Raw genomic sequence first — 12,311 nt, 5'->3', positions numbered from 1 at the left:
GTCTGGTGCCGGCAGCAGCGACAAAAGCAGCCATTGCAGCATCGACCAGATCGTCTTGGAGTGTTAATTGAGTATCTTGCAAGGTGAAACGGAAAGCAAGACTTTTTTCGTCGCTTTCCAATCCCTTGCCACGATATTCATCAAATAAAACAACCACTTGCAAGATGTTGCAAATTGGATTTATTTTCTTCTCCACAACAAAAACATCCATCAAATCCTGCATCGAGACTGCATGTTTGACGACCAGCGCCAAGTCGCGCGTCACCGCAGGGAACTTGGAAATTTCCTTGTAGAAAGGCACATGGACTTGTTGCAAGGCGCTTGCATCGACCTCGAATAAAACTGGCGCGAGCGGCAAATCGTATTTTTGCTGCCAGCGCGGGTGCAATTCACCGATAAAGCCGACTACTGCGCCATCAAGCAAGACATGGGCGGAACGGCCAGGGTGCAGGGCTGGATGTTCAGCCTTGGCAAAGGTCAGCATCTTCGGTGCAAACAAGGCTTCCAGGTCGGCCTTTACATCAAAGTAATCGACATTGCGTGTAGCCACGCCCCACTGCTCTTCAGCCACAGGGCCGTAGGCTATCGCTGCCGCGCGTTTCGGCTGATCGTAGCCGGCGACTGACAGCGGACCGTCTTCCTTGATTTCATTGCGCAGGTAAATTGCGCCGATTTCAAACAGGCGGATGCGGCTGACCTTGCGGTTCAGGTTGTAGCGCACATTGGCGATCAGATTGCCTATCATCGAGGAACGCATCACGCTCATCTGGCTGGCGATAGGGTTCAGCAATTTGATAGGATTGGTGTTGCCGGCAAAATCGGCTTCCCAGCCTTGTTCAACAAAGCTGAAGTTAACCACTTCTTGGTAATCGGCATCAGCCAGCTGGCGACGCACCGTAAACAGGGAGCGGGTGTGCTCAGGCGGGATGCGCATCGCATTCGCGGCAACCGGCGGCAAGGCCGGGATGTTTTCAAAACCGTAGACGCGCGCGATTTCTTCTATCAAATCTTCTTCGATTTCGATATCGAAACGATAGGAAGGCGGCGTCACTGAAAACACGCCATCCTTGTGCACAAACGACAAACCGAGGCGGGTGAAGATGTCGGCGATCTGCTCATCGGTCAGCGCCACGCCTATCACCTTGACGGCGCGCGCAGTGCGCACGCTCACAGGATCGCGTTTAGGCAGGTTGACGATATGATCGTCGATAGGGCCGACTGCCGTTTTATCCTTCTGCCCGCAAATCTCGACGATCAATGCAGTGATGCGCTCGATATGTTCGACCGTCGTCGCAAAATCGACGCCGCGTTCGAAACGGTGCGCGGCATCGGTCGAGAAATTGAAACGGCGACCACGACCCTGGATCGCATTCGGATACCAGAATGCCGCTTCCAGGTAGATGTCTTGCGTCTCCAGCGAAACTGCCGTGGCGTCGCCGCCCATGATGCCGGCCAGCGATTCGATTTCCTTGTCGTCAGCGATCACACCTATCCACTCATCGACCTCGACTGTATTGCCGTTCAAGAGCTTCAGCGATTCGCCTTTCTTGCCCCAGCGTACATCGAGTCCGCCGTGAATTTTTTCCAGATCGAAGACATGCGTAGGACGACCGAGCTCCAGCATCACGTAGTTAGAAATATCGACCAGCGCAGAAATCGGACGCTGGCCGCTGCGCTCGAGGCGCTGCTTCATCCAGTCCGGCGTCTGCGCTTTCGCGTTCAAGCCGCGTATGATGCGGCCGCTAAAACGACCGCACAGATCCGGCGCCGATACTTTTACCGGCAAGACATCGGCTATCGTCGCTGCAACGGTTTGATACACAGGCGCCTTCAGCAGCGTGCCGGTCAAGGCCGACACTTCGCGTGCGACGCCCCATACGGACAGGCAATCCGCCTTGTTCGGCGTCAGCTTGATCGTGAATTTCAGATCATTGAGTTGATAGTAATCGCGGAAATTCTTCCCGACCGGCGCATCGGCCGGCAAATCCATCAAGCCGCCCTGCTCGTCCGACAATTTCAATTCGCGCGCCGAGCACAACATGCCTTGCGACTCCACGCCGCGCAAGGCGCCAACCTTGATTTCAAACGGCTTGCCATCCTCGCCCGGCGGCAATATCGCACCGGCCATCGCGCACACCACCTTCATGCCGACGCGCACATTTGGCGCACCGCAGACGATGTTGAGCAAGGTGCCGGTACCAGCATCGACCTGGCAGACATTCAGGCGATCGGCATTCGGATGCTTGGCGATTTCGCGCACTTCGGCGACCACCACATTCGAGAATGGCGGCGCGACCGGCTCGACTTCTTCGACTTCGAGACCGGACATCGTCAACATGTGCGCCAATTCGTCCGACGTCATGTTCGGATCGACCATCGTACGGAGCCAGCTTTCGGAAAATTGCATGATTAAAACCTTTTGCCACGGACTACACAAATACAGAAAAAATCAGCGCACGCGTTTATTCAGCATGCCCTGCCTTGTCACTGCTAGTTGAATTGTTTGAGAAAGCGCAAATCACCTTCGTAGAACAGGCGCAGATCGTTGATGCCATAACGCAGCATCGTCAGACGCTCCAGGCCGGAGCCGAATGCAAAGCCGATGAACTCTTCAGGATCCAGCCCCATATTGCGCAACACCGTCGGATGCACCTGGCCGGCACCGGAGACTTCCAGCCAGCGGCCTTTCAGCGGTCCGCTGCCGAATGCAATATCGATCTCTGCCGACGGTTCGGTGAAAGGGAAATACGATGGGCGGAAACGCACCTGCAAATCGTCGGTTTCGAAGAACGCCTTGACGAAGTTCAGGTACACGCCTTTCAAGTCGGCGAAGCTGATGTTACGGTCTATCCACAAGCCTTCGACCTGATGGAACATCGGCGAATGCGTGGCATCGCTGTCAACACGGTAGGTGCGACCCGGGGCGATGATCTTGATTGGCGGCTTGTTCATGCGCGCATACCGCACCTGCATCGGGCTGGTATGCGTGCGCAACAGCAAAGGCTTGCCTTGCGTGTCGTTGCCTTCAATGTAGAAGGTATCCTGCATCGAACGCGCCGGATGATTTTCCGGACTGTTCAGGGCGGTGAAATTGGTCCAGTCGGTTTCAATCTCGGGACCATCGGCAACATCGAAACCGATGGAGCCGAAGATCTCTTCGACGCGCTGCCATGAGCGCATGACAGGATGGATGCCGCCGGTACCGTGACCGCGGCCAGGCAAGGTGATGTCTATGGCTTCCGCATTCAGGCGGGATTCCATCTGCGCATTGGACAAGGCATCGCGGCGCGCCGTCAGCGCAGCCTCGATCTTTTCCTTGGCGGAATTGATGACAGCGCCCTGGGTCTTGCGCTCATCCGGAGCGAGCTTGCCGAGGCTCTTCATCTGTTCGGTAATCTGTCCCGTTTTGCCGAGGTACTTCGCTTTCGCGTTTTCCAGCGCGGCGGCATCTTCTGCGGCGGCGAAATCGGTCTGGGCTTGTGTAACGAGTTGTTCTAGGGGATTCATGCGGTTTGTTTTCGTCCTTAGCAGGGAAGCCGAAAAAGGAAAGCAAAAAAGGGCAGCAAAAATAAAAACGGGACATAGGTATGAAACCCTGCCCCGCTTCGATATTGCTGCATCGCCCGCAGGCGATGCATACGATCACAACACTTAAGCAGCGATGGTTGCTTTCACCTGAGTGACGATAGCAGCAAATGCCGGCTTGTCCATCACAGCCATGTCGGCCAGGACTTTACGGTCCAGCTCGATGGATGCGCGTTTCAGACCGTTCATGAACACGCTGTATGTCAGACCATGTTCACGCGATGCTGCATTGATACGGGTGATCCACAATGCGCGGAACACACGTTTCTTGTTGCGACGATCGCGGTATGCATATTGACCAGCGCGCATAACTGCTTGCTTGGCAACACGGTATACCTTGCTGCGACGACCACGATAGCCTTTGGCTTGGTCGAGGATTTTCTTATGACGGGCCCGTGCTGTGACCCCACGTTTTACTCTAGGCATGATTGCTCCTGATTATTGAGTGAGGTTAAGCGTTCGGCATCATTGCGCGCACAGAGACCATGTTTGTATCATGGACTGCTGCAGAACCGCGCAATTGACGTTTGGTTTTGGTGGTTTTCTTGGTCAGAATATGACGTTTGAAGGCTTGGCCGCGCTTGACGGTTCCACCTGGACGTACACGAAAGCGCTTTTTGGCGCCGCTTTTCGTTTTCATTTTAGGCATGACACTATCTGTCCTGGGGACAGCTCCATTTTTAACATGATTGCAGGTGGCAGCAATTTCGCTACGCTTGGATGCCTGCTCTCACTTGTTATGCAGCGGAATCGAGTCCACTGCTATCTTGTGCAAGTCACCCGTTACCGGGCGACTCGTACGAAATTCTATTATTTCTTCTTCTTAGGCGACAGAACCATGATCATCTGACGACCTTCCATCTTCGGAAACTGCTCAACCTGACCGTATGGTTCCAGATCAGCCTTCAAGCGTTCCAACATGCGGAAACCAATATCCTGATGCGCCATTTCACGACCGCGGAAACGCAGCGTGATCTTGGTTTTATCGCCTTCATCCAGGAACTTGATCAGATTGCGCAGCTTGATGTTGTAATCACCATCATCGGTGCCAGGCCGGAATTTGACTTCCTTGACCAGAATGATCTTCTGTTTCAGCTTGGCTTCGTGCGCCTTCTTTTGTTCCTGGTATTTGAACTTGCCGTAGTCCATCAGGCGTGCGACTGGCGGTTGCGCAGTTGGCGCAATCTCTACCAGATCGACATTAGCTTCTTCCGCCAGGCGGAAGGCATCTGCCAGACTAACGATACCGAGTGCCTCGTTTTCGACACCACTCAAACGCAATTCAGGCGCTGTAATTTCACCGTTAATCCGATGCGACTTGTCAGTAGCTATTGCAATTTCCTTTTAAAATCAAATAATTAAGCCGTGCTCTTGCGCTATGGGTTATCCCTTAGGCTTTGGCTTCCATCTCGCTATTGAGACGTTCCACCAATAAATCGACAGGCATCACACCCAAGTCGACATTGCCTCGCGCTCGCACGGCCACTGTAGCTGCATCCCGCTCTTTGTCGCCAATTACAATAATGTAAGGCAGCTTCTGAACAGAATGCTCGCGTATTTTATAGGTTATTTTCTCATTACGCAAATCGACGTGCACCCTAAACCCTTGTTTCTTCAGGTTTTGTGCCACCGCCTGCGCATAATCGGCTTGCGCGTCCGAAATGTTCAGGACGGCGATTTGCACCGGGGCCAGCCATAAAGGCAAGGCGCCGGCATGGTTTTCGATCAGCATGCCGATAAAACGCTCGAAGGAACCGAGGATTGCACGGTGCAACATGACCGGGATTTTCTTCGTATTGTCTTCGGCGACATATTCCGCGCCCAGACGGGCCGGCATAGAGAAATCGACCTGTATCGTGCCACATTGCCACATGCGGCCGATCGCATCCTTCAGCGTGTATTCTATCTTCGGACCATAGAATGCACCCTCGCCTGGCGAGATTTCATAGGTGCAGCCCGAACGATCGAGCGAAGCGATCAGCGCGGCCTCGGCCTTGTCCCATGCCTCATCCGAGCCTACGCGTTTTTCAGGGCGTGTTGCGACTTTGTAAATGACATCGGTGAAACCGAAATCGCGATAAACCTTTTGCAACAATGCCGTAAAGGCAACGCATTCATCGAGTATCTGGTCTTCGGTACAGAAAATATGGCCATCGTCTGGTGTAAAGCCGCGCACGCGCATCATGCCGTGCAAGGAACCGGACGGCTCATTGCGATGGCATTGACCGAATTCGCCATAGCGCAGCGGCAGTTCGCGGTAGGAGCGCAGGTCGGACGCGAAAATCTGTACATGGCCCGGGCAATTCATCGGCTTCAATGCATACGAGCGGTTTTCCGACTCGGTCGTAAACATGTTTTCTTTGTAGTTTTCCCAGTGGCCGGATTTTTCCCACAGGCTGCGGTCGAGTATCTGCGGCGCTTTTACTTCCTGATAACCGTTGTCTTGATAGACGCGGCGCATGTATTGCTCGACCTGCTGCCAGACAGTCCAGCCTTTTGGGTGCCAGAAAATCAGGCCCGGTGCTTCTTCCTGGAAATGGAACAGGTCCAGTGAGCGCCCCAGCTTGCGATGGTCGCGCTTCTCGGCTTCTTCCAGCATGTTCAGATAGGCTTCCTGCTCTTCCTTCTTCGCCCATGCGGTGCCATAGATACGCTGCAGCATTTCATTTTTCGAATCGCCGCGCCAGTACGCGCCTGCCAGCTTCATCAGCTTGAAGACTTTCAGCTTGCCGGTGGATGGCACATGCGGGCCGCGGCACAAGTCGGTGAATGTGCCTTCCGTATAGAGCGATACATCCTGATCCGCCGGAATCGACGCGATGATTTCCGCCTTGTAGGCTTCGCCTATAGACTTGAAATAAGCCACGGCTTCGTCGCGCGGCAATACCTTGCGCGTGACCGGCTCATCTTTTTTCACCAGTTCGGCCATTTTCTTTTCGATCGCCAGCAAATCGTCGGGGGTGAACGGACGCTTGTATGAAAAATCGTAATAGAAGCCGTTTTCGATCACAGGTCCGATAGTGACTTGCGCGTCCGGGAACAATTCCTTAACCGCATAGGCCAGCAAATGGGCAGTCGAATGGCGAATCACATCGAGGCCGTCCGCATCCTTGTCGGTGATGATAGCCAGATCGCTGTCTTGCGTTATCAGGTACGAGGTATCGACCACGTTGCCATTGACCTTGCCGGCGAGTGCCGCCTTGGCCAGGCCGGCGCCGATATTGGCAGCGACTTGCGCCACGGTGACAGGCGTATCGAATTCGCGTTGCGAACCATCAGGGAGTCGGACTGTAATCATTTTGCTCTCCGTTTCAGCGGGATCATGCATGCTGACGCTAGATTGAAATTGAACAACAAAAAATGCGGACGAAAAAAAACGCGGGCTAGCCGCGCTTTTTCAAATGGTAATGACGAAAAAGAACCCGACTTAGCGTCGCTTGGGAACCGATGTGGTTGCCGTTCGCGGTGTCATAACCGGGTTTGCCTTTCTCGCTCTTACAGGTTTTACCAATTTTTCGTTGGTAGGCACGATTGGACTCGAACCAACGACCCCTACCATGTCAAGGTAGTGCTCTAACCAGCTGAGCTACGCGCCTAAAGAAGCGAAATTATAGCGACAAATTATCTTCTTAGCTAGTCCCAAAGTGAACTTGTTGAAAAAATCCTCGGCAAACACTTTTCAGCCTTGACGAATTGACGCCTCAATGACGCCTTGCTTCCTGCACGCCATTGACTTCGCGTATCACCGTCAGCGCCTTCTGCAACTGCGCAGTCGAGGCGATCTCGGCAGTAAACGCCATGCGCGCCTGCCCTTTCACGCTTTGCGTGCTGACACCGATGACATTGATTTTCTCGCGCAGGAAAATATCGGAAATATCGCGCAGCAAACCTTGCCGGTCGCCGGCCAGCACAAAAATATCGACCGGATACACGGTCGCCGATTGTTCATGTCCCCATGCCGTTTGCACCACGCGCTCGGGCGCCTTGTTGCGCATTTCGACAAAATTCTTGCAGTCGACGCGATGGATAGACACGCCCTTGCCGCGCGTGATGAAGCCGACGATTTCATCCGGCGGCGCCGGTTTGCAGCATTTCGCCAGTTGCGTCATCAAGCCATCGGTACCGACCACCAGCACGCCAGACTTGGCGCCGTGCATGACGCTGGACGCCCGGCTCTTGCGCTGGACCACGACATCTTCCAGCGCAGCCTGTTTGGCGGCACTGGCTTCATCGCTGTGCAAGGCTTGCTCGACGGTGCGCAAGCTGAATTCATCCTTGCCCACTGAGAGGAACAGATCATCCAGCTTGGGGAAGCCCAGTTTGCGCGCCAGTTCTTCCAGGTTGACGGCGGTCTTGCCTTCGCGCTGCAAGGTTTTTTCTATCAGCGCCCGACCGCTGGACAATGTCTCCTGCTGATCGATCGCATTGAACCATGCACGCACCTTGGCGCGCGTACGCGAACTGACGGCATAACCCGGCGCCAGCCAATCGCGCGAAGGGCCGACCGTGCCGGTGACGGTACTGGCGCCCTTGGCCGTGATGATATCGACGGTCTGACCATTTTTCAAAACGGTATTGAGCGGCACCAGCGCACCATCGACGCGCGCGCCGCGGCAACGATGGCCTACATCGCTGTGCAAATGATAGGCAAAATCGATAGGCGTGGCGCCGTTCGGCAACTCGATCACACGCGCCTGCGGCGTCAGTACATAGATGCGGTCGTCGAGCGTGGCGGATTTGAGTTTTTCCACCCAGTCGCGATGCACGTCTTCCTGGCCGACGACGGTATCGACGACTTCGCTTTTCCACGCCAGCAACTGGCGCAACCAGGCAATTTTTTCATCGTATTTTTGCCCGGTGAAATTCGAGCCGCCCGCTTCCTTGTAGCGCCAGTGCGCGGCCACGCCGTATTCGGCGAAGTCATGCATGTCGTTGGTGCGTATCTGCACTTCCAGCGGCCGGCCATCTTCGGCCACGACTATCGTGTGCAGGGATTGGTAACCGTTGGCTTTGGGGCGCGAAATGTAATCGTCGAACTCTTCCGGTATCGGGGTCCAGATATTGTGGACTATGCCCAGCACCGTGTAGCAGGTTTTCACATCTTCGACGATCACGCGGAAGGCGCGCACATCGTACAGGTCGGAGAATTCGATCGCCTTGCCGCGCAGCTTGCTCCAGATGCTGAAGATGTGTTTCGGCCGGCCAAAAACTTCCGCCTTGATGCCGGCAGCTGCCATCTCCGATTGCAGGCGCTTGATCGCGTCGGCGATGAAGGCTTCACGCTCTACGCGCTTTTCTTCCAGCAGGGATGCAATGCGCTTGTAGGCCTCTGGCTCGAGGAAGCGGAAAGACAAGTCTTCCAGTTCCCATTTCAGTTGCCAGATGCCGAGCCGGTTCGCCAGCGGCGCATAGAGGTCGAAGGTCTCGCGCGCATATTGCCGCGATCGTTCATTCAATAATTTGTGTTCTGCGAAATAGCGCAGCGTGGTTACGCGGGTGCCCAGACGCACCAGCACCACCCGCATGTCGGACGCCATCGCCAGCAGCATCTTGCGCAATACTTCCAGTTGCGCTGCCGCTTCCTGCGCCGCATTCTTGTTGCGCGCAGCTTCCTGCTGCACGAAGGTGGCTTCATGCAGGCGCATCAACTGGCGCACGCCAGCCACCAAATCGCTGACTTCCTTGCCGAATCGCTCTTCTATTTTTTCGGCAGCCGCCGGGGCTATCGTTTCCAGCTCGAACAGCAATGCCGCAATGCGCGTATCGGCATCGACTTCAAGTTCGGATAAAACGGTGGCAACGCCTTGCGCGAATTCGAACGTATCCTGCTCGCTCTCGAATGCGTCCTGTCCGGCGGAAACTGTCTTGCCGCTGTAAATCGGCTTGACGAAGGCGAGCGCTTCCATCACGCGTGCACTGTCGTGTTCTGTCAAGCCAGAGCGGAGCAGCGCATGCGCGTCGCCCTGTGTCGATGCTAAGGAAACCATTACCAGCCTAGGAAGATGCTGCAACCACAATTATTTCAATCAAGCGCCTGGCGTCCGGGAAACGTACACCCACCGTTGCCCTCGGCGGCGTATGCCCTTCCGGTACCCATGCATTCCACGCCTCGTTCATGCCGTCGAAATCCTTGACGTCGGCGATGAATATCTGGCACGACAAAATACGCGTCTTGTCGCTGCCGGCTTCTGCCAGCAGGCGATCGATATGCACCAGCACTTCGCGCGTCTGGCCCTGGATATTCTGTGTCGTGTCTTCGGCTATCTGTCCTGCCAAGTATACCGTGCCATTGTGTATCGCGACTTCCGACAGCGTATCGCCTATATGCAAGCGTGTAATGTTCATCATGTTCCAGTAAAAGGGCTGCCTGAAAATCAGCCCAGAAAAAAGTTTTTCGCGAGCGCAATTTGCGCGTCGCTGAGAAAGGTAGGTGCATGGCCGATGCCGGCCAGCTCGACGATTTGCGCCCTCGGGCCGCGCTGCGACATCGCCAGCGCTGTTGCAGGCGACAGTAAATCTGACTCGGTCCCGCGCACCACCAGGGTAGGACAGCGGATCGCATCATAGGCGGCCCACAGCATCTGCTCGTCCAGCTGCGCACTTTGCACAGTCGTTGCCTTGAATGGCAAGGCCAGATTCGGGTCGTAGAGGAAGACCCATGCACCTTCTGCATTTTGCCGCATCACATCGGCCGCCAGCTTGCGCCATTGTTCATCGCTATGCGGACCAAATGACTGCGATATCGCGCGCACGTAATGCCATGCCTCATCGAAAGTTGCAAAGCGCACTTCCTGCCCGACATACGCTCCTATGCGCGCCAGCGCCTCCGCATCTATCGAAGGACCGATATCGTTGAGCAGCAATTTGCTTATCGGATTATCCGGCAGCGATGCCAGCGCCATCCCGATCACGCCGCCCATCGAAGTGCCGAACCAGTGTACCGACGTCACATCCAGGCGCGCAATCAGCGTCACCATGTCGCTGACATATTGCGGCACGCGATAATATTGCGGATCGCGCAAGCGTCCCGAACGCCCTCTTCCCACCACATCAGGACAAATGATGCGATAGTCGTTGGCCAGTGCCTGGGCCAATGCGTCGAAATCATTGGATACGCGGGTCAGACCATGCACGCAGATCAAGGTTCTGTCATTTGCCGGATCGCCCCATTCCTGGTACGCCATCTGATGCAGGCCGGCCGGGGAAAGACATTGCACTGTTTTGAGTTGAGCTTGGGTCATGGTGGTCGCGTATAGGTGTATGCGCCATTTTACGTTCCTTACGAGTAAAATCGTATCAAAGATCGCAACATCTGAAACCTCAGACTGAAAGGCGCATCATGCATAACACTACACTGCAAGGCAAAACAGCCTTGATTACCGGCTCCACTTCCGGCATAGGCCTGGGTATCGCCAGGGCACTGGCGCAGCAAGGTGCGCATATCGTGCTGAACGGTTTCGGCGATGCAGATGAAATCAAGGCGCTACAAGCTTCGCTGGCGCAGGACTGCGGCGTCAAGACCATCTACCATCCGGCCGACATGTCCAAGCCACTGGAAATCGCCGCGATGATGAAATTCGCCACTGAAAAATTCGGTGGCGTCGATATCCTGGTCAACAATGCCGGCATCCAGCATGTCGCCGATATCGAAGATTTCCCTGTCGATAAATGGGATGCGATCATCGCCATCAACCTCTCTTCGGCATTTCACACGATGCGGCTGGCGCTGCCGGCGATGAAAATGAAAAACTGGGGACGCATCATCAATATTGCCTCCGCCCACGGACTGGTAGGCTCTGCGCAAAAGTCCGCCTATGTCGCAGCCAAGCATGGCATCGTCGGCTTGACCAAGGCCGCTGCGCTGGAAACCGCACAGACCGGCGTGACTTGCAATGCCATCTGTCCGGGTTGGGTGCTGACGCCGCTGGTGCAAAAACAGGTAGATGCACGCGCGGAAAAAGAAGGTGTGTCTATAGAAGCTGCGAAGAAAGGATTGCTATCCGAGAAACAGCCTTCAGGAGAATTCGTCACTCCCGAACAGCTGGGTGCGCTGGCGGTCTTTCTTTGCAGCGAAGCCGCCAATCAGGTGCGTGGTGCGGCGTGGAATATGGATGGCGGCTGGACTGCGCAGTAAGAGTTAAGGGCCATGCTTTGCCGCGCCCGCACGCCTTGCTGACTCAACAGCCATCAATACAGTGCGCTCATATCCAGCGGCACGCCGGTGCTTGCCGCCACTTCTTCCTTCGTGATCCCGCTCGCCAGTTCAACCAGACGCAATCCATCCGGCGTCACGTCGATCACGCACAGATCGGTAATGATGCGATTGACGACGCCGACGCCAGTGAGCGGCAAATCGCATTGCGGCAAAATCTTGTGCGATACCGTACCATCCCTGGCGCGTGCGACATGCTCCATCAACACCACGATGCGCTTGACGCCAGCCACCAGATCCATCGCGCCGCCCATGCCCTTGACCATCTTGCCGGGTATCATCCAGTTGGCCAGATCGCCCTGTGCCGATACCTGCATCGCGCCCAGCAAGGCGATGTCGATCTTGCCGCCGCGTATCATGCCGAATGAATCGGCCGAGCTGAAATAAGAAGAACCGGGCAAGGACGTCACCGTCTGCTTGCCGGCATTGATCAAATCCGGATCGACTTCCTCTTCAGTAGGAAACGGCCCTATCCCGAGCAAGCCGTTTTCCGACTGCAGCCAGACATGTATGT

General features: G+C 55.3%; 11 protein-coding genes and 1 tRNA gene. 1 reads left to right on the top strand and 11 read right to left on the bottom strand.

All coding sequences use genetic code 11. The annotated features are described in order from the left end of the window. The 10 genes from pheT to Q7T06_RS12375 form a co-directional block, all read right to left on the bottom strand. Window positions 1-2,407, bottom strand: a 2,407-nt coding sequence (gene pheT / locus Q7T06_RS12420) for a phenylalanine--tRNA ligase subunit beta (protein WP_304785118.1), incomplete at its 3' end; no start/stop codon positions are given. An 83-nt stretch (window positions 2,408-2,490) separates the two neighbouring features. Next, window positions 2,491-3,507 carry a phenylalanine--tRNA ligase subunit alpha gene (gene pheS, locus Q7T06_RS12415; protein WP_304785117.1) on the bottom strand — a complete coding sequence of 339 codons (1,017 nt, stop codon included), beginning with the start codon at window positions 3,505-3,507 and terminating at the stop codon, window positions 2,491-2,493. 144 nt (window positions 3,508-3,651) lie between these two features. Further along, on the bottom strand, window positions 3,652-4,011 hold the full coding sequence (rplT, locus tag Q7T06_RS12410; protein WP_304785116.1) for a 50S ribosomal protein L20: 360 nt from the start codon (window positions 4,009-4,011) through the stop codon (window positions 3,652-3,654). Between the two features lie 25 nt (window positions 4,012-4,036). Beyond that, the gene (rpmI, locus tag Q7T06_RS12405) at window positions 4,037-4,234 is read right to left on the bottom strand and encodes a 50S ribosomal protein L35 (protein ID WP_304785115.1); all 198 of its coding nucleotides are present in this window, start codon (window positions 4,232-4,234) and stop codon (window positions 4,037-4,039) included. A 161-nt stretch (window positions 4,235-4,395) separates the two neighbouring features. Then, on the bottom strand, window positions 4,396-4,917 hold the full coding sequence (infC, locus tag Q7T06_RS12400) for a translation initiation factor IF-3 (protein WP_304785119.1): 522 nt from the start codon (window positions 4,915-4,917) through the stop codon (window positions 4,396-4,398). 58 nt (window positions 4,918-4,975) lie between these two features. Further along, window positions 4,976-6,883, bottom strand: coding sequence for a threonine--tRNA ligase (gene thrS / locus Q7T06_RS12395; protein WP_304785114.1), 1,908 nt, complete (start codon window positions 6,881-6,883; stop codon window positions 4,976-4,978). 221 nt (window positions 6,884-7,104) lie between these two features. After that, a tRNA-Val gene (locus tag Q7T06_RS12390) sits at window positions 7,105-7,181 on the bottom strand. A gap of 105 nt (window positions 7,182-7,286) precedes the next feature. Then, window positions 7,287-9,572, bottom strand: a complete 2,286-nt coding sequence (locus Q7T06_RS12385) for a bifunctional (p)ppGpp synthetase/guanosine-3',5'-bis(diphosphate) 3'-pyrophosphohydrolase (RefSeq protein WP_304785113.1) — start codon at window positions 9,570-9,572, stop codon at window positions 7,287-7,289. Window positions 9,573-9,579: 7 nt separating this feature from the next. Next, a complete protein-coding gene (locus tag Q7T06_RS12380) occupies window positions 9,580-9,930 on the bottom strand; it encodes a RidA family protein (RefSeq protein WP_304785112.1) in 351 nt (116 codons plus the stop codon). A 29-nt stretch (window positions 9,931-9,959) separates the two neighbouring features. Continuing rightward, a complete protein-coding gene (locus tag Q7T06_RS12375; protein ID WP_304785111.1) occupies window positions 9,960-10,826 on the bottom strand; it encodes an alpha/beta fold hydrolase in 867 nt (288 codons plus the stop codon). Window positions 10,827-10,924: 98 nt separating this feature from the next. Here Q7T06_RS12375 and Q7T06_RS12370 point away from each other — a divergent pair, with 98 nt between their 5' ends. Then, window positions 10,925-11,719: a 3-hydroxybutyrate dehydrogenase gene (locus Q7T06_RS12370; RefSeq protein ID WP_304785110.1), complete on the top strand. Its 795-nt coding sequence runs from the start codon at window positions 10,925-10,927 to the stop codon at window positions 11,717-11,719. 53 nt (window positions 11,720-11,772) lie between these two features. Here Q7T06_RS12370 and Q7T06_RS12365 read toward each other — a convergent pair. Beyond that, a partial coding sequence (locus Q7T06_RS12365) for a 3-oxoacid CoA-transferase subunit B (protein WP_304785109.1) occupies window positions 11,773-12,311 on the bottom strand: 539 nt, incomplete at its 5' end.

The sequence above is a fragment of the Herminiimonas sp. genome (assembly GCF_030645555.1).
Taxonomy (GTDB): Bacteria; Pseudomonadota; Gammaproteobacteria; order Burkholderiales; family Burkholderiaceae_D; genus Oxalicibacterium.
The sequence above is the reverse complement of the archived record's forward strand: the minus strand, read 5'-3'. Positions and strand labels throughout refer to the sequence as shown.

Coding starts and splice junctions, on each gene's coding strand:
- pheS (WP_304785117.1), bottom strand. CDS start 3,507: ATGAATCCCCTAGAACAACTCGTTACACAAGCCCAGACCGATTTCGCC.
- rplT (WP_304785116.1), bottom strand. CDS start 4,011: ATGCCTAGAGTAAAACGTGGGGTCACAGCACGGGCCCGTCATAAGAAA.
- rpmI (WP_304785115.1), bottom strand. CDS start 4,234: ATGCCTAAAATGAAAACGAAAAGCGGCGCCAAAAAGCGCTTTCGTGTA.
- thrS (WP_304785114.1), bottom strand. CDS start 6,883: ATGATTACAGTCCGACTCCCTGATGGTTCGCAACGCGAATTCGATACG.
- Q7T06_RS12385 (WP_304785113.1), bottom strand. CDS start 9,572: ATGGTTTCCTTAGCATCGACACAGGGCGACGCGCATGCGCTGCTCCGC.
- Q7T06_RS12380 (WP_304785112.1), bottom strand. CDS start 9,930: ATGAACATTACACGCTTGCATATAGGCGATACGCTGTCGGAAGTCGCG.
- Q7T06_RS12375 (WP_304785111.1), bottom strand. CDS start 10,826: ATGACCCAAGCTCAACTCAAAACAGTGCAATGTCTTTCCCCGGCCGGC.
- Q7T06_RS12370 (WP_304785110.1), top strand. CDS start 10,925: ATGCATAACACTACACTGCAAGGCAAAACAGCCTTGATTACCGGCTCC.